The sequence below is a fragment of the Brevundimonas sp. genome, from assembly GCF_032055285.1.
Lineage (GTDB): Bacteria > Pseudomonadota > Alphaproteobacteria > Caulobacterales > Caulobacteraceae > Brevundimonas.
Genome location: NZ_DAMBRE010000004.1, coordinates 221588 through 241271, shown reverse-complemented (window position 1 = coordinate 241271; position 19684 = coordinate 221588). Strand labels below are relative to the sequence as shown.

Sequence of the window (19684 nt, the reverse complement as noted above, 5' to 3'; positions counted from 1 at the left end):
TCAAATCGCTCTCGCGTGTACATCGGGATTTCACGCCTTGCCTGGGGCCCGCCCCCCTCCTAACTGGACGGTATTCCACGTGCCTGGGGGGAAGCGTCAGGCGCACTATAATCTCGTTTTGAACGCAGGCAGCGCTTCTGGTTGCCGCGCGGAGTTTCAAATGACCCAGTACGACTACGACCTCTTCGTCATCGGCGCCGGCTCCGGCGGGGTGCGCGCGGCGCGCCTGACCGCCCTGGGCGGCAAGAAGGTGGCCGTGGCCGAGGAATATCGGGTCGGCGGCACCTGCGTCATTCGCGGCTGCGTGCCCAAGAAGTTCATGGTCATGGCCTCGGAAGTCAGCCACGCGCTGGAGATCGCCGAGGGCTACGGCTGGTCCTTCGACAACGCCAAGTTCGACTGGCCGACCTTCCTGCAGGCCAAGGACGTCGAGATCGCCCGCCTGTCGGGCATCTACGCCGCCAACCTGGGCAAGGCGGGCGTCGATCTGGTCCACGGCCGCGCCGTGATGAAGGACGCCCACACCGTCGAGATCGTCGGCAAGAACCAGACCTTCACCGCCGAGAAGATCCTGATCGCCACCGGCGGCCGCCCGTGGAAGCCCGAGGACCTGCCCGGCGTCGAACACGCCATCACCTCCGAAGAAGCCTTCCATCTGCCCGAACTGCCCAAGCGCATCATGATCGCGGGCGGCGGCTATATCGCGGTCGAGTTCGCGGGCATCTTCGCCGGGCTCGGCGTCGAGACGACCCTGATCTATCGCGGCCCCAACATCCTGCGCGGCTTCGACGACGACGTGCGCGCCCACCTGGCAGGCGAGATCGAGAAGCGCGGCATCAAGGTCATCCTGGGCTGCCAGCACACATCGATCGAGAAGACCGAGACGGGTCTGGTCAGTCACCTCGGCAACGGCATGACGCTGGAGCATGACGTGGTCATGTTCGCCACTGGCCGCGTCCCCTACGTCAGGGGACTGGGGCTCGAGAACGCGGGCGTAGAGCTGAACGACGAGGGCGCCATCGCCGTCGACCCCTTCTCGAAGACCTCGGCCGAAAACATCTGGGCCATCGGCGATGTCACCGACCGCATGAACCTGACTCCGGTCGCCATCCGTGAGGCCGTCGCCTTCCACGAGACGGTCTACAAGAACAACCCGCAGCACTTCGACTATGAAGCCGTGGCTACCGCCGTCTTCAGCCAGCCGCCGGTCGGCGTCGTCGGCCTGACCGAGGCCGAGGCCCGCCGCGCCTGTCCGGGCGAGGTGGATGTCTATGTGACCCGCTTCCGCCCGATGAAATACGCCTTCACCGGTTCGGACGAGCGTGTGCTGATGAAGCTGGTGGTGGACGCTGACAGCCAGCGCGTCGTCGGCGTCCATATCGTCGGCCCGGAAAGCCCCGAGATGATCCAACTGGCCGCCATCGCCGTGAAGGCCGGTCTGACCAAGGCCCAGTGGGACGCCACCTGCGCCGTCCACCCGACCATGGCCGAGGAATTGGTGACGCTGAAGGAGAAGCAGTCGCCGTCAGCGATGGCGGGCTGATCCTGCTGTCCGGAGCCGCTTGCCAGCGGCTCCGGACGCGCGCCTTATGCGGCCCAGCTGTTTCGGAGGTCGCCCCATGAAGTCCCGTCTGCTCGCCGCCGCCCTGTCCGCCCTGATGGTCGCCGCCGCCTCGCCGGTCCTGGCCCAGACCGCGCTCCCCGCCGCCTATCAGAGCGCCGTCGCCGACACCCTGCGTCCCGCCGAAGAGGTCGCCCGCGACCCCCTGCGTCACCCCGCCGAAATCCTCGCCTTCGCCCAGCTTCAACCGGGTCAGCGCGTCGCCGACATCCGGCCCGGCGCGGGCTATTTCAGCCGTCTGTTCGCGCGGGTGGTGGGCGAGGGCGGTCACGTCTACGCCTTCGTGCCCAACCGCACGGCCGAGCGCGAAAACCCGCGCGCCGACGCCCTGGTCGCCGCCTATCCCAACATCAGCCGCGTCAACGGCGACCTGGACGCCATGACCTTCGATCAGCCTCTGGACCTGGTCTTCATGAGCCAGGAATACCACGACTTCCACATCCCCCGTTTCGGCGTGGACGTGGCCAAGATGAACGCCGACATCTTCAAGGCGCTGAAGCCGGGCGGCCTGTTCGTGGTCATCGACCATCAGGCCGCGCCCGGCGCAGGCAACACGGCGGTGGAGACCCTGCACCGCATCGAGGGCACGCAGTTGCGACGCGAGGTCGAGGCCGCCGGCTTCGTCTTCGACGGTGAAACCGCCGCCGTCGCCAACCCTGCCGACGACCACAGCCTGAACGTCTTCGACGAGGCCATTCGCGGCAAGACCGACCAGTTCGTCTATCGCTTCAGAAAGCCGGGCTGAACCGGCTGAAACCACAGGAGGATCAGTCATGCGTCCCTTGCTTGCCGTCATCCTCGCCGCCTCATTGGCGGCGGTCGCCCCGGTCGCCCCGGTCGCCCCGGTCGCCTCGGCCCAGACGGCGCCCGTCGCCTATGAGGCCGCTATGGCCAGCCCGATCCGCACGACGGAGGACCGGGCGCGCGATGTCGCCCGTCATGCCGCCGACACCCTGGCCTTCGCCGAGGTGAAGCCGGGTCAGAAGATCGGCGATATGATCATCGGCGGGGGCTACTTCACCCGTCTGTTCGCCGCCGCCGTCGGCCCCGAGGGCCACGTCACGGCCTGGCAACCGGCCGAGTTCATCGGCTTCCAGGCCAGTTATGGCGAGGCCCTGGCCGCCGCCGCCGCTCTCGACAACGCCGACGCCATCAGTTCGCCCATCGGCGCGCCGGAATGGCCCGAAGGTCTGGACCTGATCTTCACCGCCCAGAACTACCACGACCTGCACCTCAAGCCCTTCGCCACGGACACGGCGACCAGGGTCAACGCGGCGGTCTTCAAGGCCCTGAAGCCCGGCGGCCTCTATGTCATCATCGACCATGACGCGGCGGCGGGCGCCGGGTCAGACGCCCCTGACAGCTTGCACCGCATCGAGGTCGATCAGGTCAGGCGCGAGGTCGAGGCGGCGGGCTTTGTCCTCGACGGCTCCAGCGATCTTCTGGCCCGCGGCGACGACCCGCGAACGGCCAATGTCTTCGCCCCCTCCATTCGCGGCAAGACCAGTCAGTTCATGCTGCGGTTCAGAAAACCGGCCTGAGCCGAAACTGTCGAACAGGTGACTGGCGAAGCGGGCGGGTAGGGGCTAACCCTGCCCCCAAAATCCATAAGGGAAACGCCTCAGATGACTCGCATCGCCTTCATCGGTCTCGGCAACATGGGCGGCGGCATGGCCGCCAATCAGGCCAAGGCCGGGCATGACGTCGCCGCCTTCGACCTGTCGCCCGCCGCGCTGGAACGCGCCGCCGAGGCCGGGTGCCGCACCGTCGCCTCGGTCGCCGAGGCGGTGAAGGACGCCGAGGTGGTCATCACCATGCTGCCCGCCGGTCCGCACGTTCTCAGCGTCTATTCCGAACAGATCATCGGCGTGGCCCCGACCAGCGCCCTGTTGCTGGACTGCTCGACCATCGACGTGGAGACGGCGCGCAAGGTCGCGGGTCTGGCCAGAGAGGCCGGCTACGCCTTCGCCGACGCCCCCGTTTCGGGCGGCACCGCCGCCGCCGACGCCGGCACCCTGGCCTTCATGGTCGGCTGCGACGAGGCCGACTTCGCCCGCGTCGAACCGGCCCTGGACCCCATGAGCCGCATCACCATCCGCGCGGGCGACCACGGCGCGGGTCAGGCGGCCAAGATCTGCAACAACATGCTGCTGGGCATCTCCATGGTCGGCACCTGCGAGGCCATCGCCCTGGCCGAGAAGCTGGGTCTGGAGCCGGAACGCTTCTTCGAGATCGCCTCGAAGTCCTCGGGCCAGTGCTGGAGCGTCAGCAACTACTACCCCTGGGCCGGCCCGGTCCCGACCGCCCCGTCGAACCGCGACTACGAAGGCGGCTTCGCCACCGCCATGATGCTTAAGGACCTCAAACTCGCCCAGGACGCCGCCGCCAAGGCGGGCGCCACCACCCCGCTGGGCGCCCAGGCCGAGGCCCTCTACGCCCTCTTCAACGGCCTCGGCTACGGCGGCAAGGACTTCTCCGCCATGGTCCAGATGCTCCGCGGGCGTCTGGACACCCTGGCCCAATGAGGCTCCGGGGGGGGCTTGCTCTATTGACCGGTCTGGCGGCGATTGGCCTGATGGCCGCCGCTCCGGCCGATCCGCCCTATCGCGCGGCGGCTGGCCTGTTTCAGGCCGGGGCGCGCGATCTGGGGCTGAAGCCCGCGCCGGGCACGCAGACCTTCACGGTTTTCGCGCCGGGCGAGGCCACGGACCGGTTCAGCAACGGCGTGGTGCTGATGCCCTTCAAGGGCCGGCTCTTCGCCCAGTGGCAAAGCTCGGCCCGCGACGAGGATGCGCCCGACACCTGGGTCGCCTACAGCGTCAGCGACGACGGCGAGACCTGGCGCGCGCCCGTCGCCCTGGCCCATGCGGGCGAGGGCGGGCTGATGCGCTCCAGCGGCGGCTGGTGGACCGACGGCGAGACCCTGGTCGCCTACGTCAACGTCTGGCCCGACGGCTTCCAGTCGGGGGCGGGCGGCTATGCCGAATACCGGTTGAGTCGCGACGGCGAGACCTGGAGCGAACCGCGCCGCGTCATGGGCGCCGATGGCCGTCCGGTCGAGGGCGTCATCGAACAGGACCCGCATCTGATCGGCGGACGGCTGATGACGGGCTTCCACATGCGGCCGGGCATGATCGCCGGCCCCTTCTACACTGACGACCCGCTGGGCCTGACGGGCTGGACGCCCGGCCGGATGCAGAACCTGCCGCGCGACGCCAGCGGCGCGGCGGCGGAGCACGAAAAGCGCCTCAGCCGCGAGATCGAGCCCAGCCTGTTCCAGCGCGGCGACTGCGCCGTCATGGTCTTCCGCGACGAGGAGCTGAGCTTCCGCCAACTGGCGTCCGAAAGCTGCGACCGGGGTGTCACCTGGACCACGCCGGTCCTGACCGACATGCCCGACGCCCGCGCCAAACAAAGCGCCGGCAATCTGCCCGACGGGACCGCCTATCTGGTCAATGCGCCCAACAGCGACCGCCCGCGCATGCCGCTGGCCGTGACCCTGAGCGACGACGGGCGGGTGTTCGACCGCAGCTTCCTGCTGCGTGGGGCAGGGGACCTGCAACCCCTGCGGTACGAAGGCCAGTATAAGCGTCCCGGCTATCACTACCCCAAGAGCATCGTCTGGAACGACGCGCTCTATGTCGGCTACGCGACCAATAAGGAAGACGTGCAGGTGACGCGGGTCCCGTTATCAGCCTTGAGGGGTGATTGCCTCTAGGCCGGCTGCTGCTGTGTGGCGCAATGGATGCCGCCGCCGGATGCGCCAAGCGCGTCGATGTTGAGCTGCACCACGTCGCGCCCTGGATAGAGGGCGGCCAGGATCTCGCGCGCCTCGGCGTCGGCGCGGCGGTCGCCGAACTGCGGCGCGATCACCGCCCCGTTGCAGACGTAGTAGTTGACGTAGCTGGAGACGAAGTCGTCCCCCGTCGCGCGAGTGTCGATCGGCTCCGGCAGGCGCCGGATGTCCAGCGGACGCCCGCGCGCATCCGTCGCCTGTTGCAGGATGCCCAGCGTCTGGTGGGCCGCGACCGACCAGGGGTCCTCGGGGTCCAACTCGTCGTCGATCTGGATCAGCACCTGGCCCGGCCCGGTGAAGCGAGCCAGGGAGTCGATGTGATAGTCGGTGATGTCGGCGTCCTTGACCCCTGGCGCCCAGATCATCTTGGTCGCGCCGATGGCGGCGCCCAGGCGCTCGGCGATCTCGTCCTCGGTCAGGTCGGGGTTGCGGTTGTCGTTCACCCAGCAACTGGCGTGGGCCATCATGGTCCCGGCGCCGTCGTGTTCCAGCCCGCCCTGTTCCCCGATCACGCCGCTGTCGATCAGCGGCAGGCCCAGCCGCGCCGCCACGCGCTCGGCGATCAGGCTGTCATTGCGGTGGCGCTGCTTGTCGCCCCAGCCGTTGAAGCGGATGTGGGCCACGGCCGGTTCGCCGTCCGCATCCTTGACGAAGGTCGGTCCGCTGTCGCGGCACCACAGGTCGTCGGTGGGGATGTCCCAGAACTCGACCTCCTCGCTGAAGCGGTCGCGGTTCAGGCCGCGTGCGCCGGGGGCGGCCATCATGGCTACGGGCTCGTAGTTGCTGATGGCGTTGGCGATCGCGACGATGTCGGCCTGAACCGCCGCCAGGTCCCGCGAGCCGTAGACTTCGACGCTGACCGGCCACTGCATCAGGGTGCGGGTGTGACGCTCGCTCTCCATCGGCATTTCATAGCGCGCGGAGGAGGTGCGAGTGGGGGCGGCGCAGCCGGCGGCTCCAATCCCGAAGGCGGCGACTCCGGTTTTGATCACATGGCGTCTGTTCATGCCGCCGGAACCTAGGCGGGGTCGACGGACGGTCAAGTCGCAAGCGCATGTGAAACGTGTGAGGTGAGAATCGTTATCAATTAAGGGGTTGGGACGTTTTGTCCGCCTCTGAACATGGACAAGGCTGGTCGGCGAGCGCAATTAGGCGGGGAAAGCTGTATAAGCGAAAGAACTACCGTCTTGTTCGACTATAAGTCCGCCTTTCAAAACTCGGTCGAGCAGGTCCGCAACGAGGGGCGTTATCGCGTCTTCGCCGACCTGAAGCGCGTGCGCGGCCAGTTCCCGCAGGCGGTGCGTCGCCGCGAGGACGGCTCCGAACAGGACGTCGTAGTCTGGTGCTCCAATGACTATCTGGGCATGGGCCAGCATCCGGTCGTGGTCGAGGCCATGACGGCCGAGATCGACCAGGCCGGCGCCGGCGCCGGCGGCACGCGCAACATATCCGGCACCACCCGTTCGGCGGTCGATCTGGAAGCCGAGCTGGCCAGCTGGCACCAGAAGGAAGCGGCCCTGCTGTTCACCTCGGGCTATGTGGCCAATGAGGCGACGCTGTCGACCCTGCAGAAGATCCTGCCGGGCCTGATCATCTTCTCGGACGCCCTGAACCACGCCTCGATGATCGAGGGCATCCGTCACGGCGGCGGCCCGCGCCACATCTTCCGCCACAACGACCTTGAGCACCTTGAGGAACTGCTGGCCGCAGCGCCCATTGGCGCGCCCAAGCTGATCGCCTTCGAGAGCGTCTATTCGATGGACGGCGACATCGCCGACATCGCCGGGACCATCGCCCTGGCCAAGAAATACGGCGCCATGACCTATCTGGACGAAGTCCACGCGGTCGGCCTGTATGGCGAAACCGGCGCGGGCGTGGCCGAGCGTGACGGCGTGCTGGACGGCATCGACATCGTCGAATGCACCCTGGGCAAGGCCATCGGCGTCATGGGCGGCTACATCGCCGCCGACGCGGTGATCGTGGACGCGGTGCGCAGCTGGGCCTCGGGCTTCATCTTCACCACCAGCCTGCCGCCCGCCCTGACCGCCGGGGCCCTGGCCTCGGTGCGCCACCTCAAGGCCCACCCGGAACTGCGCGTCGCCCATCAGGAGCGCGCCGAGACCCTGAAGCGCCGTCTGCTGGAGGCCGGCATCCCGGTCCTGCCCAGCGTCAGCCATATCGTCCCGGTCCACGTCGGCAACCCGGTCCACTGCAAGCTGATTTCGGACATGCTGTTGGAAGAGCACGGCATCTACGTCCAGCCGATCAACTATCCGACCGTGCCCAAGGGGACCGAGCGTCTGCGCTTCACCCCGTCGCCGAACCATGACGACGGCATGATCGACAAGCTGGTCGACGCGATGGACAAGCTGTTCTCGCATTGCAACGTGGCGCGTCGCCCGGTCGCCGCCTGATGCAGGACGCCGAACTGGGCGAAGTCATCGTCGAGTTCGTCCGAAACGGGACCTATGTGAAATGCTCGGCCGTCCACACGGCCACCGGCGTCGAGGTCTCCGCCATGGGCCCGGCCCTAGAGCCGCGCGCCGTCGAGCGGGTCGCCATCGCCAAGCTGAAACGCGCTTTGGCGACCCGTCGCTAGTCCTCTGGGGTCAGGCCGTCTGGCGACGCCGTTGCAGGTGCAGCGCCGCCCCGCCGGCCAGCAGCGCGCCCAGCAGGATCATCGCCCATTCCGACATCGTCGGCACCGTGGGCGGCGGGGGCGGGGTCAGCGAGATCGTCACCGCCGAGGCGGAGGCCTGGGATGCGCCCTGAGCGGGGATCGATGTCTGGGTCGCGCATCCCAGCCCGTAGGTGTTGCCGCCCGTATTGTCTCCGCGCGACGTGCACAGGCTGTTGCTCTGCACGTAGGCGTAGCTGCCGCCAGCAGTATTGCCCAGATAGATGGAGGTCACATAGGACTTGGGATCAGCTGCGTTTCCAAAGGTCGCGGGTGATCCGTGCATCTTGTCGAACTTGAATTCGAAATAGGTCAGGTTGCCGCTGGCGTCGGTCGAGATCTGAGCAGTCTGCGAAACGATGCTCCAGTTCAAGAAATCCGTCTGGAAGGTGTTCTGACCGTCGCTGAGATTCAGGTCGCCCAGGCGAACATCGACGATCTCGTCGACCATGTTCGGGGTGAGGGCGCCGAAGATCGTGAACGAGCCGCTCACGCGCTGCGACGTGGTGTAGGTCGCCGTGCAGCCGCCCAGAGGGCAGCCCGTATAGTTGCTGACGCTGTCATAGGGCGCACTCTGGACGTAGTAGGTCACTGTTTGCGCGGCGGCTTGTGACGCCAGCGTCAGGCAGGCTGCCGCGACGAGCCCGCCAAGCAAGGATTTCATGGGTTTCGTCCCCGAAGAATTTACAAAACTTGGCTTTGCACTAGCATCAGTACGGCAATATCCGAACCTTGTTGTGCGTGTGGGCGGATCGGTCGCGGCCCCACTAGATGTTGTGGCTTCGGACGACGCGGCCTAGATAGGGGCGCCGTTTTCGCTCCAGCCTTCGGGATGCCCGCCAGTGACCGCCTTCACCCACGACGCATACTTCTCCAAGAGCCTCGCCGACGCCGATCCGGCGATCTTCAAGGGCATCCAGGGCGAGCTTGGCCGCCAGAAGGAGCAGATCGAGCTGATCGCTTCGGAAAACATCGTCTCGCAGGCGGTGCTGGACGCGCAGGGCTCGGTCCTGACCAACAAGTACGCCGAGGGCTATCCGGGCCGTCGCTACTACGGCGGCTGCGAGTTCGTGGACGTGACCGAGGACCTGGCCCGCGAGCGCGCCAAGGAGCTGTTCGGCGCCGCCTTCGCCAACGTCCAGCCCCACTCGGGCGCTCAGGCCAACCAGGCGGTCTTCTTCACCCTGCTGCAGCCCGGCGACACCTTCCTGGGCATGGACCTGGCCTGCGGCGGTCACCTGACGCACGGTTCGCCCGCCAACCAGTCGGGCAAGTGGTTCCGCCCCGTGACCTACAAGGTCAGCGAAGACACCCATCTGATCGACTATGACCACGTCGCCGAAATGGCCCAGAAGGAGAAGCCCAAGCTGATCCTGGCCGGCGCCTCGGCCTATTCGCGCCACATCGACTTCAAGCGCTTCCGCGAGATCGCGGATTCGGTCGGCGCCTATCTGATGGTCGATATGGCCCACTACGCCGGTTTGATCGCCGGCGGCGTCTATCCCGACCCCATCCCGCACGCCCACGTCGTCACCACCACGACGCACAAGACCCTGCGCGGTCCGCGCGGCGGCATGATCCTGTCCAACGACGCGGACCTGGGCAAGAAGATCAACTCGGCCGTCTTCCCCGGCCTGCAGGGTGGCCCGCTGGAGCACGTCATCGCCGCCAAGGCCGTGGCCTTCGGCGAAGCGCTGAAGCCCGAGTTCAAGGGCTACGCCCAACAGGTCGTGAAGAACGCCCAGGCCCTGGCCGGCGTCCTGGTCGAGCGCGGCCTGGCCATCGTCTCGGGCGGCACGGACAGCCACCTGATGCTGGTCGATCTGCGTCCCAAGGGCGTGACCGGCAAGGCCACCGAGCATGAGCTCGAGAAGGCCCTGATGACCTGCAACAAGAACGGCGTGCCGTTCGACACGGCGCCCTTCACCGTCACCTCGGGCGTCCGCCTGGGCACCCCGGCCGGCACCACGCGCGGCTTCGGCGAGGAAGAGTTCAAGCAGATCGGCCACTGGATCGCCGACGTCGTCTCGTCGATGAACGGCGGCGACGAAGCCGATCCGGCCGTCGTCGCGGGCGTCGCCGCCCAGGTGCGCGAACTGACCGCGCGCTTCCCGATCTATCGCTAAGAGGTCGACTGGATGAAGTGCCCCTTCTGCGGAAACGCCGACACCCAGGTCAAGGACAGCCGCCCGTCTGACGACGGCGCGGCCATCCGCCGCCGTCGGTCCTGTCCGCAGTGCAACGGGCGCTTCACCACCTTCGAGCGGGTGCAGCTGCGCGAACTGGTCATCCTGAAACGGAACGGCCGCCGCACCCCCTTCGACCGCGACAAGCTGGAACGCTCGCTGGGCATCGCCCTGAGGAAGCGCCCGGTCCAGCCCGATCAGGTCGAGCTGCTGGTCAGCCGCATTGTGCGCCAGCTGGAAAGCCTGGGCGAGACCGAGATCCCCTCGCACATCGTCGGCGACTTCATCATGAAGGCGTTGAAGTCGGTCGATGAGGTCGCCTACGTCCGCTACGCCTCGGTCTACAAGGACTTCCGCCACACCTCGGACTTCGCCAAATTCCTCGGAGACGAGGGCTTCGACGAGACCAAGTCCGGCCAGGACTGATGCGCCCGCGCGTCACCCTGAAGCTGGCGACGTCTCTGGACGGTCGCATCGCCACAGCCACGGGCGAAAGCCAGTGGATCACCGGACCGGAAGCCCGTCAGCAGGGCCATCGCCTGCGCGCGACCCACGACGCCATTCTGGTCGGCGTCGAGACCGTGCTGGCCGACGATCCCGAACTGATCGTGCGTCTGCCCGACCATGCCGGGTCGCATCCGTTGCGCGTGGTTCTCGACAGCCGCCTGCGCACCCCCGCGACAGCCAGGGTCGCATCCGGCCACACCCTGATCCTGACGACCTCCGAGCCTCACGCGATCGGTCAGGCCGAGGTCGTCGCCGTCGCCGCCGAGGACAGCCGCCCCGCTATCGCCGCCGTGCTGGAGGCCCTGACCGCGCACGGCGTCACATCGCTGCTGATCGAGGGCGGGGGCCGCGTCGCCGCCTCCTTCCTGCAGGCGGGCGTGGTGGACGCCATCGAGTGGTTCCGCGCCCCCATCCTGCTGGGCGGGGAGGGCAGGCCCTGCGTCGCCTCTCTGGCGCTTGCAAAGCTGGCCGACGCCCCCAAGTTCCGTCGTCTGGGCGTCGAGCCCGTCGGAGACGACCTGTGGGAACGCTACGCGCGAGCGTGACGCCTCCTCGGGCGCGATTTCAGACGAATTAGACTAATTAGACTCTGTTTTTTTGGGTCCGAAGGGACCGGAGCTTTCATGTTCACCGGCATCGTCACCGACATCGGCCGCGTCCGCAGCGTCCGCCAAACCGACCGCGACCGTCGCTATGAGATCGAAACCGTGTGGGACACGGCGGGCATCGACCTGGGCGCCTCCATCAGCCACGCGGGCTGCTGCCTGACCGTTACCGAGAAAGGCGAGGGCTGGTTCGCGGTCGAGGTCTCGGGCGAGACCCTGTCCAAGACCAAGCTGGGCGACTGGGCCGAGGACACCCGCGTCAATCTGGAGCGCGCGGCGAAACTCGGCGACGAACTGGGCGGCCATATCGTCTCGGGCCACGTCGATGGTCTGGGCGAGGTGATCTCCATCACGCCCGAGGGCGGATCGCACCGCATCGTGATCGAGGCGCCGGCCCCGCTGCACCGATTTATCGCCTCGAAAGGCTCAATCACCGTCGATGGGGTTTCCCTGACCGTCAATGGGGTGCATGAGCGCCGCTTCGACTTGAACATCATTCCGCACACGTGGGATGCGACCACGCTCGGCGGCCTCAAGGTCGGCGACAAGGTCAATCTGGAGATCGACATGCTGGCGCGCTACCTCGCGCGCTGGCAGGAGACGGCGTGATGCAACTGGCAGCGAACATGAACGACAGCCCGATCAGTCCGATCGAGGACATCATCGAGGACGCCCGCAACGGCCGTCCCTACATCCTGGTGGACGCCGAGGATCGGGAAAACGAGGGCGACATCATCATTCCGGCCCAGTTCGCGACGCCGGATCAGATCAACTTCATGATCAAGCACGCGCGCGGCCTGGTCTGCCTGGCCATGACGGCGGATCGCGCCAAGGCCCTGCGCCTGCCGCCCATGGCCGCCGAAAACCGCGAGAGCATGGGCACGGCCTTCACCGTCTCGATCGAGGCCAAGGAAGGCGTCACGACCGGCATTTCCGCCGCCGACCGCGCCCGCACAGTCCAGATCGCCGCCGACCCGACCAAGGGCGCCGATGACATCGTCTCGCCCGGCCACATCTTCCCCCTGGTCGCGCGCGACGGCGGGGTCCTGGTCCGCACCGGCCACACCGAAGCCGCCGTCGACATCAGCCGCATGGCCGGCCTGACCCCGGCCGGGGTGATCTGTGAGATCATCAAGGACGATGGGACGATGGCGCGGATGCCTGACCTGATCGCCTTCGCCCAGCTGCACGGCCTGAAGATCGGCACCATCGCCGACCTGATCGCCTATCGCCGCCGCACCGAGCGCTTTGTCGAGCGCGTGCTGGAAACGCCGTTCGAGAGCGTCCACGGCGGGCCGTTCAAGCTGATCCTCTATCGCAACACCATCGAGGGCGCCGAACATATCGCCCTGGTGCGCGGTGACATCGACCCGACCAAGCCGACCGTGGTGCGGATGCACCAGATCGACTTCGCCGCCGACCTGCTGGGCCACGTCGAGGCGCGTCAGGACTATATTCCGAAGGCGATGAAGGCCCTGACCGCCAATGACGGTCCCGGCGTCGTCGTCTTCCTGCGCGACCCCGGCCTGCACGGCCTGGCCGAGCGCCTTGGGGGCTCAAGCAAGCCCGCCGCCGTGGATCGTTCGCTGAAAGCCTATGGCGTCGGCGCCCAGATTCTGCTCGACCTCGGCGTCAAAGACATGATCGTGATGAGCTCGACGCGGCCCAATCCGACGGCGCTTGAAGGCTACGGCCTGCGCATCGTGGGCTGGCGCGATATGGACGGAGAAGACCAATCCTGAACGACCCCACCCGCGTCCTGATCGTCGAGGCGCGCTACTACGACGATCTGGCCGACGCCCTTCTGGAAGGGGCCAAGGACGCCCTGCGCGCGCAAGGCGCCCAGTTCGACGTCGTCACCGTGCCCGGCGCCCTGGAGGTTCCGACGGCCATCGCCATGGCTGAGGAAGCCGGCCGCTTCCCGACCGCGCCGCGCTACGACGGCTATGTCGCCCTGGGCTGCGTCATCCGTGGCGAGACCTATCATTTCGAGATCGTCTCGGATCAGTCGGCCGCCGGCATCATGCACCTGGGCCTCAAGGGTCTGGCCATCGGCAACGGCATCCTGACGACCGAAGACGAAGACCAGACCTGGGCGCGCGCCCGGATGAGCGAAGGCGACAAGGGCGGCGGCGCCGCTCGCGCCTGTCTGGACCTGATCGCGCTGCGCAAGCGCCTGCGCGGAGGACTGGCCTCGTGACCGAGCCGACCAACACCACCCCGGCCACCGTCGCCGAAGTCATGGCCCAACTGGCCGAGGCCGATAAAGCCCGCGCCGAGCCGCAGCTGACCAGCCGCCAGCGTCGCGCTCGTACGGTCGCCCGTCTGGCCGCCGTCCAGGCCCTGTATCAGATGGAACTGGCGGGCGAGGGCGTCGAAGTCGTCGTCAAGGAATTCCGCAATCACCGCTTCGACGCCGACATCGACGGCGCGCCCCTGGCCGAGGCCGACGAAGACTGGTTCTCGGACATCGTCCACGGCGTGGTCGAGGATCAGCGCGGCATCGACGAAGCCGTCAAGGCGCGTCTGGCTTCGAACTGGCGTCTGGAGCGTCTGGACGCCACCCTGCGCGCCCTGCTGCGCTGCGGCGCCTGGGAACTGAAGTCCAAGCCCGACGTGCCGCGTGAAATCGTGATCGACGAATACGTCGAGCTGGCCAAGGCCTTCTTCGACGACGCCGAGGCCAAGTTCGTGAACGCGGCGCTGGACGGCGTGGCGCGCGATGCCCGCGATTGATGTCGCTGGCGAATTCGAGACCATCCAGCGGCTTCTGAAGCCGCTGGCGCACCCGGAATGGGCGAGGGGGCTGGCCGACGATGTGGCCGTGCTGCCCTCGCGTCCGGGGCATGATCTGATCCTGACCAAGGACGCCATCGTCGAAGGCGTCCACTTCCTGCCCGACGACCCTCTGGACACGGTGGCGCAGAAGCTGCTGCGCGTGAACCTGTCCGACCTGGCGGCCAAGGGGGCTGAGCCCTTCGGCTATCTGCTGGCCTGTCACTGGTCCGAGCGCTGCGGCTGGCCTGAGCGCGAGGCCTTTGTCGCCGGACTGCGGCGGGATCAGGCCATTTTCGATATTTCCCTGCTGGGCGGCGATACGGTCAAGACACCGGGTCCGGCCAGCTTCTCGGCCACCCTGATGGGCTGGGCGCCGTCGTCCTCGACGGTCAGCCGGGGCGGGGCGCGTCCGGGCGATCTGGTCTTCGTCACCGGCACGATCGGCGACGGCTGGCTGGGGCTGCAGGCCGCCCAGGGGACGCTGTCGCTGGAACCTGAACGCATGGATGCGCTGGAAGCGGCCTACCGCACCCCCATGCCGCGCGTGGAGTTCGCGACGGTGGTGCGCGGTCTGGCCACCGCCAGCGCCGACGTCTCCGACGGCCTGCTGGCCGACGCCGGCCATATCGCCGAGGCCAGCAGGGTGGGCATCGAGCTGGATCTGGAGGTCCTGCCCCTGTCGGCGGCGGCCCAGGCCTGGCTGGACAGCCGGGTCGATCCGCAGGGCGCGCTGGAGTTGCTGGCGACCGGCGGCGACGACTACGAGATCGTCCTGACCATCCCCGCCGGCGCCGAGAACGCCCTGCGTCGCGAGGCCGAGCGCCGCCACCTGCGCCTGACCCGCATCGGTCGGGTGGTCGAAGGCAAGGGCGTGATCGTCCGCCACCTGGGCCAGCCGGTTACGCCGACCCGCGTCGGCTGGACCCACGACTAGGCAACAGAATCCTAACGGAGGATCGGGCAGGGTAGGGGCATGCAAAGACGCGCCCTGATCCAGGCTGGAGCCCTCCTGACCGCCTCTACGGTCGCTGGAACCGTACAGGCCAGCGAGAAGGCCGCGCCCGCCGCCGCCGTCCTGAACCTGCCGGGGATGGGGCTGCCGATCATCACCGATGGGCGAGTGCGCAACTACGTCTTCATCGTGCTGAAGCTGCACCTGGGGGCGGGCCATACGGTCGAGGCGGTTCGCGCCAAGGAAGCGTATCTGCGTGACGCCCTGGTCAAGGCCGGGCACCGGACGCCCTTTGTCCTGCCCGACACCTGGCTGGCCCTGGACACGGCGGCCCTCAGCGCCGCCCTGATCCGCGCGGCCTCGACCCTGATCGGACGCGGCGCCGTGACCCGCGTCGAGGTCGTCAGCCAGACCCCGCGCCGCCGCACCGGCATGCAGGGGGTCTGAAGTCCAGCTTGAGAAACCGCTGTTGCTTCACGGCTTCGCATTTGCCACTGTTAAGCCGCAATTCCCGGGGGACGTGAGGTTGCGTCCGTAGGCGCACGGGGGGACCGGAAGGCGGTGAGAGGCGCAAAGCCCGCCCGCGCCAAGGATCCGTGTGCTTGTTGCACAAGGGCTTGGAAACGCCATGACGAACTATCTATGGCTGGTCATCGCGGCCGGCGCGCTGGGGGTGCTTTACGGCGCCGTCCAGACCGCCGCCCTGATGAAGGCCGGCACTGGTAACGACAGGATGCGAGAAATCGCGGCGGCGATTCAGGAAGGGGCCTCGGCCTATCTGAAGCGTCAGTACACAACGATTGGTATGGTGGGGGTCGTGATCTTGGTCGCGGCCTTTTTGCTTATCGGGCCCTGGGCTGCGCTCGGGTTCCTGATCGGGGCGGTGCTGTCGGGCGCGGCCGGGTTCGCCGGGATGTTGATCTCGGTGCGGGCCAATGTGCGCACGGCGCAGGCGGCCTCTGAAAGCCTGTCGAAGGGGCTGGACCTGGCCTTCCGTTCGGGGGCCATCACCGGCATGTTCGTGGCGGGCGGCGCGCTTCTGGGCGTGTCGGGCTACTACGCATTCATGACCCAGGGCATGGGCTTCGAGCCCACCAGCCGCACGGTCGTCGACGGCCTGGTGGCGCTGGGCTTCGGCGCCTCGCTCATCTCCATCTTCGCGCGACTGGGCGGCGGCATCTTCACCAAGGGCGCCGACGTGGGCGGCGACATGGTGGGCAAGGTCGAGGCCGGCATCCCAGAGGATGATCCCCGCAACGCCGCCACCATCGCCGACAACGTGGGCGACAACGTCGGCGACTGTGCCGGCATGGCCGCCGACCTGTTCGAGACCTATGCGGTCACGACCGTGGCGACCATGGTGCTGGCGGCCATCTTCTTCCGCAACCAGCCCTATGTCGAAGTGATGATGCTGCTGCCGCTGGCGATCTGCGGCATCTGCATCGTGACCTCGATCATCGGCTCCTTCTTCGTCCGCCTGGGCAAGAGCGGCAACATCATGGGGGCCCTGTATCAGGGGCTGATCGTGACGGGCGTCCTGTCTGTGGGGGCGGTCTGGTGGGTGATCACCTCCCTGCTGCCCGGCGCAGTCGAGACCTCTGGCGGACTGTTGATCCAGCCGATGAACCTGTTCTGGGCCGGCGTCGTCGGCCTTCTGGTCACGGCGGCCATCGTGGTCATCACCGAGTTCTACACCGGGACGGGCTTCCGTCCGGTCAAGTCGGTGGCCAACGCCTCGGTCTCGGGTCACGGCACCAACGTCATCCAGGGTCTGGCCGTCTCGCTGGAATCCACGGCCCTGCCGGCTCTGACCATCATCGTCGGCATCGTCGCGGCCTTCCAGTTGGCGGGCCTGTTCGGCATCGCCATCGCCACCACGACCATGCTGGGCGTGGCCGGGATGATCGTGGCCCTGGACGCCTTTGGCCCGGTCACCGACAACGCGGGCGGCATCGCCGAGATGGCCGGTCTTCCTTCCGAAGTTCGCGTCTCGACCGACGCCCTGGATGCGGTGGGCAACACCACCAAGGCCGTGACCAAGGGCTACGCCATCGGCTCGGCGGGCCTGGGCGCTCTGGTCCTGTTCGCCGCCTATGTGGAGGACCTGAAGCACTTCTCGGCCGAAGCGGCGCCGGGCAGCTTCTTCCACGGGATGGGAGCGGTCGCCTTTGACCTGTCCAACCCCTACGTCGTCGTAGGCCTGCTGTTCGGGGGACTGCTGCCCTTCCTGTTCGGCGGGATGTCGATGACGGCGGTGGGGCGCGCCGCCGAGGCCGTCGTGGCCGAGGTGCGCCGTCAGTTCCGCGAGAACCCCGGCATCATGACCTTCCAGACCAAGCCGGAATACGGCCGGGCGGTCGACATCCTGACCGGTGCGGCCATCCGCGAGATGATCGTGCCCAGCCTCTTGCCGGTGCTGTCGCCGATCGTCCTGTTCGTCGTGATCATGCTGATCCAGCCGGACAAGGCTAACGCCTTCGCCGCCCTGGGAGCCATGCTGATGGGGGTGATCGTGACCGGCCTGTTCGTGGCCATCTCGATGACCTCGGGCGGCGGCGCCTGGGACAACGCCAAGAAGCTGATCGAGGAAGGCTTCACCGACAAGAACGGCGTGGTCCACGGCAAGGGCTCGGAAGCGCACAAGGCCGCCGTCACCGGCGACACCGTGGGCGATCCCTACAAGGACACCTCCGGTCCAGCTGTGAACCCGATGATCAAGATCACCAATATCGTGGCCCTGTTGCTGCTGGCGGTGCTGGCCAGCGGCAAGATCGTCTAGGAAACGCGCCCTCTGAACGAAGAACGCCCCGGAGAGTGATCTCCGGGGCGTTTGTCATTCTTGGCGGCCCATACTCGCGGCCGCGGCGCTCGCGATTTGGGGCGAGGCCCTTAGTCCGGGCGGCGCTGGCCGGGGACGTCTTCTTCGGTGCGCGGCAGCTGGCCGCGGCCGACGTTGCCCAGAAGTTGCTCGAGGATGGTCAGCTGACGGCCGCGGGTCGGCGTCTCGCGGCGTTCCATCGCGATCTGGCGGCCGTCATCCAGACTCAGGACGCGGACGGAGGCGACCTTGTCGTCAGCCTTGTTGAAGGTGATCTCGGTCACCGAGCGCTGTGACACCTTAGGACGGTTGTAGGTGTACCGCTCGGTCATCTGGGTCATGTAGTACCAGACGGTGTCGGACTCGAAGGTCGAGGTCGTCGAGGGCGAGCCGAGGCGCGCCAGGACCGTTTCCTTGGTGTCGGTGCCGGCCACGACATCCTGAGGCTTGGCGTCAATCGCCTGAAAGCCTTGGGTGGCCACGACGGGCGCGCAGGCGCTCGCGGCTGTGGCCAGCGCGACGGCGGCGAAGATCGGTGTAAATCGGGGCATCAGCGTCCGCCTCAGCATAACAAGGTCTTTGACCTAACCGGCGCTGCGTCCTAGTGCAACGGCGCGGCGAAAAAGGGGCTGTTGCTCATGCTTAGAAATCTCTTCCGACAACGGCCCGACGAGCGTCAGGGCGACGCCCTGTACGCCTTGGCGGTCGAACAGGCGCGCCAGCCGGCCTTTTACACGTCGCTGGGCGTCGCCGATCGGATCGACGCCCGATTCGAACTCTACACTCTGCACGTGCTGATTCTGTTCCTGCGCCTCAAGCAGGACGGCGAGCGCGGCGAGGTCGCGGCGCAGAAGCTGTTCGACACCTACATCTCGTCGCTGGACCATACGCTGCGCGAACTGGGCGTCGGCGACGTCTCCGTCGGCAAGAAGATGCGCAAGCTGGGCGAGTCTCTGTACGGTCGCATGAGCGCCTACGAAGGCTCGCTGCGCGCCGAGGATGTCGACGCCCTGGCGGCGTCGCTGGCCAAGAACGTCTATGAAAGCGCCGACGCGGCGACCGGTGACGCCCTGGCGCGTTACGCCGTGACGTCGCGACAAAACCTGACGACCCAGTCGTTCGAAGCCGTGTCCAAGGCTCCGGCCTGGGCGGAGATCACCGCATGAACGACCTTCCCCCTCTGCCCTACAGCGAGCCGCTGAGGCTGCACCAGATCGGGGCGGGCGTGCAGCGTCGCCTGGCGCCGGACGCCGAAGCCATGAAGCGCATCGCCCGCGCGCTGGATCTCCAGGCGCTGGACGCCTTCGAAGCCGACATCAACCTGGTCCCGACGGTGTCGGGCTGGCGTCTGGATGGGCGGGTGACCGCTGACGCCGTCCAGACTTGCGGCCTGACCCTGGAACCCTTGCCGGTTCACGTCGATCGCAAGTTCTCGGTGCAGATGGTCGAGGCGACCGAGCGCGATGACGCCGACGACGAGGGCGAAATCGATCTGGAGCTGGACGATGATTCGCCCGATCAGATCGAAGGCGGCAGCCTGGATCTGGGGCAATACGTCGTGGAACAACTGGCGCTGAGCCTTGATCCCTTCCCGCGCAAGCCGGGGGCCGTGTTCGAACAGCCCAAGGAACCCGGCGAAATCTCGCCCTTCGCGGTGCTGAAGTCCCTGCAATCCAAGGACGATTCCGGCGAAGGTTGACCTTACGTCGGGGTGGTAGCATCCCAAGGGTGCGACATTTGCGTC

At 67.4% G+C, this 19684-nt stretch carries 22 protein-coding genes; 19 read left to right on the top strand and 3 right to left on the bottom strand.

What is annotated here, in order from left to right; genetic code table 11:
• Positions 1-160: 160 nt before the first annotated feature.
• The 5 genes from gor to RTY13_RS11485 all read left to right on the top strand — a co-directional run bounded on the left by gor (position 161) and on the right by RTY13_RS11485 (position 5339).
• A complete protein-coding gene (gene gor / locus RTY13_RS11505) occupies positions 161-1543 on the top strand; it encodes a glutathione-disulfide reductase (protein WP_312783530.1) in 1383 nt (460 codons plus the stop codon).
• A 76-nt stretch (positions 1544-1619) separates the two neighbouring features.
• Entirely contained in the window at positions 1620-2366 is a 747-nt protein-coding gene (locus RTY13_RS11500) for a hypothetical protein (protein ID WP_312783529.1), read from the top strand.
• Positions 2367-2394: 28 nt separating this feature from the next.
• Complete coding sequence (locus tag RTY13_RS11495) at positions 2395-3162, top strand: methyltransferase (protein ID WP_312783528.1); 768 nt, start codon at positions 2395-2397, stop codon at positions 3160-3162.
• Positions 3163-3246: 84 nt separating this feature from the next.
• A complete protein-coding gene (gene mmsB / locus RTY13_RS11490; RefSeq protein ID WP_312783527.1) occupies positions 3247-4146 on the top strand; it encodes a 3-hydroxyisobutyrate dehydrogenase in 900 nt (299 codons plus the stop codon).
• 50 nt (positions 4147-4196) lie between these two features.
• Positions 4197-5339: a sialidase family protein gene (locus RTY13_RS11485; protein WP_312783526.1), complete on the top strand. Its 1143-nt coding sequence runs from the start codon at positions 4197-4199 to the stop codon at positions 5337-5339.
• Here RTY13_RS11485 and RTY13_RS11480 read toward each other — a convergent pair.
• On the bottom strand, positions 5336-6409 hold the full coding sequence (locus RTY13_RS11480; RefSeq protein ID WP_312783525.1) for an agmatine deiminase family protein: 1074 nt from the start codon (positions 6407-6409) through the stop codon (positions 5336-5338). The genes RTY13_RS11485 and RTY13_RS11480 overlap by 4 nt on opposite strands.
• Positions 6410-6604: 195 nt before the next feature.
• Between RTY13_RS11480 and hemA the strand changes: the two genes are divergently transcribed.
• Positions 6605-7831 (top strand): 5-aminolevulinate synthase, encoded by a 1227-nt coding sequence (gene hemA / locus RTY13_RS11475; RefSeq protein WP_312783524.1) that lies wholly within the window; start codon positions 6605-6607, stop codon positions 7829-7831.
• Positions 7831-8016, top strand: a complete 186-nt coding sequence (locus RTY13_RS11470) for a DUF6898 family protein (protein WP_312062632.1) — start codon at positions 7831-7833, stop codon at positions 8014-8016. The genes hemA and RTY13_RS11470 overlap by 1 nt, the downstream gene beginning before the upstream one ends.
• A 10-nt stretch (positions 8017-8026) precedes the next feature.
• On the opposite strand, the gene RTY13_RS11465 is transcribed toward RTY13_RS11470, so the two are convergent.
• Positions 8027-8758 (bottom strand): IPTL-CTERM sorting domain-containing protein, encoded by a 732-nt coding sequence (locus tag RTY13_RS11465; RefSeq protein WP_312783523.1) that lies wholly within the window; start codon positions 8756-8758, stop codon positions 8027-8029.
• A gap of 178 nt (positions 8759-8936) precedes the next feature.
• On the opposite strand from RTY13_RS11465, the gene glyA reads away from it, so the two are divergent.
• From glyA to RTY13_RS11415, 10 genes are all read left to right on the top strand, one after another.
• Entirely contained in the window at positions 8937-10220 is a 1284-nt protein-coding gene (glyA, locus tag RTY13_RS11460) for a serine hydroxymethyltransferase (RefSeq protein WP_312783522.1), read from the top strand.
• A gap of 12 nt (positions 10221-10232) precedes the next feature.
• A complete protein-coding gene (gene nrdR / locus RTY13_RS11455; RefSeq protein WP_003164743.1) occupies positions 10233-10706 on the top strand; it encodes a transcriptional regulator NrdR in 474 nt (157 codons plus the stop codon).
• Positions 10706-11332 (top strand): RibD family protein, encoded by a 627-nt coding sequence (locus RTY13_RS11450; protein WP_312783521.1) that lies wholly within the window; start codon positions 10706-10708, stop codon positions 11330-11332. The genes nrdR and RTY13_RS11450 overlap by 1 nt, the downstream gene beginning before the upstream one ends.
• 78 nt (positions 11333-11410) lie before the next feature.
• Positions 11411-12001 carry a riboflavin synthase gene (locus RTY13_RS11445; protein ID WP_312783520.1) on the top strand — a complete coding sequence of 197 codons (591 nt, stop codon included), beginning with the start codon at positions 11411-11413 and terminating at the stop codon, positions 11999-12001.
• The gene (ribB, locus tag RTY13_RS11440; protein WP_312783519.1) at positions 12001-13134 is read left to right on the top strand and encodes a 3,4-dihydroxy-2-butanone-4-phosphate synthase; all 1134 of its coding nucleotides are present in this window, start codon (positions 12001-12003) and stop codon (positions 13132-13134) included. The genes RTY13_RS11445 and ribB overlap by 1 nt, the downstream gene beginning before the upstream one ends.
• The gene (gene ribH / locus RTY13_RS11435; protein WP_390182980.1) at positions 13128-13592 is read left to right on the top strand and encodes a 6,7-dimethyl-8-ribityllumazine synthase; all 465 of its coding nucleotides are present in this window, start codon (positions 13128-13130) and stop codon (positions 13590-13592) included. The genes ribB and ribH overlap by 7 nt, the downstream gene beginning before the upstream one ends.
• A gap of 41 nt (positions 13593-13633) precedes the next feature.
• Complete coding sequence (gene nusB, locus RTY13_RS11430; RefSeq protein ID WP_292083372.1) at positions 13634-14128, top strand: transcription antitermination factor NusB; 495 nt, start codon at positions 13634-13636, stop codon at positions 14126-14128.
• Positions 14115-15104 (top strand): thiamine-phosphate kinase, encoded by a 990-nt coding sequence (gene thiL / locus RTY13_RS11425; RefSeq protein WP_312783518.1) that lies wholly within the window; start codon positions 14115-14117, stop codon positions 15102-15104. The genes nusB and thiL overlap by 14 nt, the downstream gene beginning before the upstream one ends.
• 39 nt (positions 15105-15143) lie before the next feature.
• Complete coding sequence (locus RTY13_RS11420; protein ID WP_312783517.1) at positions 15144-15569, top strand: hypothetical protein; 426 nt, start codon at positions 15144-15146, stop codon at positions 15567-15569.
• Between the two features lie 181 nt (positions 15570-15750).
• Positions 15751-17901 carry a sodium-translocating pyrophosphatase gene (locus RTY13_RS11415; protein ID WP_312783516.1) on the top strand — a complete coding sequence of 717 codons (2151 nt, stop codon included), beginning with the start codon at positions 15751-15753 and terminating at the stop codon, positions 17899-17901.
• A 110-nt stretch (positions 17902-18011) separates the two neighbouring features.
• On the opposite strand, the gene bamE is transcribed toward RTY13_RS11415, so the two are convergent.
• The gene (gene bamE / locus RTY13_RS11410; RefSeq protein WP_312783515.1) at positions 18012-18491 is read right to left on the bottom strand and encodes an outer membrane protein assembly factor BamE; all 480 of its coding nucleotides are present in this window, start codon (positions 18489-18491) and stop codon (positions 18012-18014) included.
• Between the two features lie 87 nt (positions 18492-18578).
• Here bamE and RTY13_RS11405 point away from each other — a divergent pair, with 87 nt between their 5' ends.
• Both RTY13_RS11405 and RTY13_RS11400 read left to right on the top strand, forming a co-directional pair.
• Complete coding sequence (locus RTY13_RS11405) at positions 18579-19106, top strand: ubiquinol-cytochrome C chaperone family protein (protein WP_312783514.1); 528 nt, start codon at positions 18579-18581, stop codon at positions 19104-19106.
• Positions 19103-19639, top strand: coding sequence for a DUF177 domain-containing protein (locus RTY13_RS11400; RefSeq protein WP_312783513.1), 537 nt, complete (start codon positions 19103-19105; stop codon positions 19637-19639). Before RTY13_RS11405 ends, RTY13_RS11400 begins: the two co-directional genes overlap by 4 nt.
• Positions 19640-19684 lie beyond the last annotated feature (45 nt).

Bases quoted from the DNA above. Each gene is read 5' to 3' on its own strand.
- gor (WP_312783530.1), top strand. From the start codon at position 161: ATGACCCAGTACGACTACGACCTCTTCGTCATCGGCGCCGGCTCCGGC.
- RTY13_RS11500 (WP_312783529.1), top strand. From the start codon at position 1,620: ATGAAGTCCCGTCTGCTCGCCGCCGCCCTGTCCGCCCTGATGGTCGCC.
- RTY13_RS11495 (WP_312783528.1), top strand. From the start codon at position 2,395: ATGCGTCCCTTGCTTGCCGTCATCCTCGCCGCCTCATTGGCGGCGGTC.
- mmsB (WP_312783527.1), top strand. From the start codon at position 3,247: ATGACTCGCATCGCCTTCATCGGTCTCGGCAACATGGGCGGCGGCATG.
- RTY13_RS11485 (WP_312783526.1), top strand. From the start codon at position 4,197: ATGGCCGCCGCTCCGGCCGATCCGCCCTATCGCGCGGCGGCTGGCCTG.
- RTY13_RS11470 (WP_312062632.1), top strand. From the start codon at position 7,831: ATGCAGGACGCCGAACTGGGCGAAGTCATCGTCGAGTTCGTCCGAAAC.
- RTY13_RS11465 (WP_312783523.1), bottom strand. From the start codon at position 8,758: ATGAAATCCTTGCTTGGCGGGCTCGTCGCGGCAGCCTGCCTGACGCTG.
- nrdR (WP_003164743.1), top strand. From the start codon at position 10,233: ATGAAGTGCCCCTTCTGCGGAAACGCCGACACCCAGGTCAAGGACAGC.
- RTY13_RS11450 (WP_312783521.1), top strand. From the start codon at position 10,706: ATGCGCCCGCGCGTCACCCTGAAGCTGGCGACGTCTCTGGACGGTCGC.
- RTY13_RS11445 (WP_312783520.1), top strand. From the start codon at position 11,411: ATGTTCACCGGCATCGTCACCGACATCGGCCGCGTCCGCAGCGTCCGC.
- ribB (WP_312783519.1), top strand. From the start codon at position 12,001: ATGCAACTGGCAGCGAACATGAACGACAGCCCGATCAGTCCGATCGAG.
- nusB (WP_292083372.1), top strand. From the start codon at position 13,634: ATGGCCCAACTGGCCGAGGCCGATAAAGCCCGCGCCGAGCCGCAGCTG.
- thiL (WP_312783518.1), top strand. From the start codon at position 14,115: ATGCCCGCGATTGATGTCGCTGGCGAATTCGAGACCATCCAGCGGCTT.
- RTY13_RS11420 (WP_312783517.1), top strand. From the start codon at position 15,144: ATGCAAAGACGCGCCCTGATCCAGGCTGGAGCCCTCCTGACCGCCTCT.
- RTY13_RS11415 (WP_312783516.1), top strand. From the start codon at position 15,751: ATGACGAACTATCTATGGCTGGTCATCGCGGCCGGCGCGCTGGGGGTG.
- bamE (WP_312783515.1), bottom strand. From the start codon at position 18,491: ATGCCCCGATTTACACCGATCTTCGCCGCCGTCGCGCTGGCCACAGCC.
- RTY13_RS11405 (WP_312783514.1), top strand. From the start codon at position 18,579: ATGCTTAGAAATCTCTTCCGACAACGGCCCGACGAGCGTCAGGGCGAC.
- RTY13_RS11400 (WP_312783513.1), top strand. From the start codon at position 19,103: ATGAACGACCTTCCCCCTCTGCCCTACAGCGAGCCGCTGAGGCTGCAC.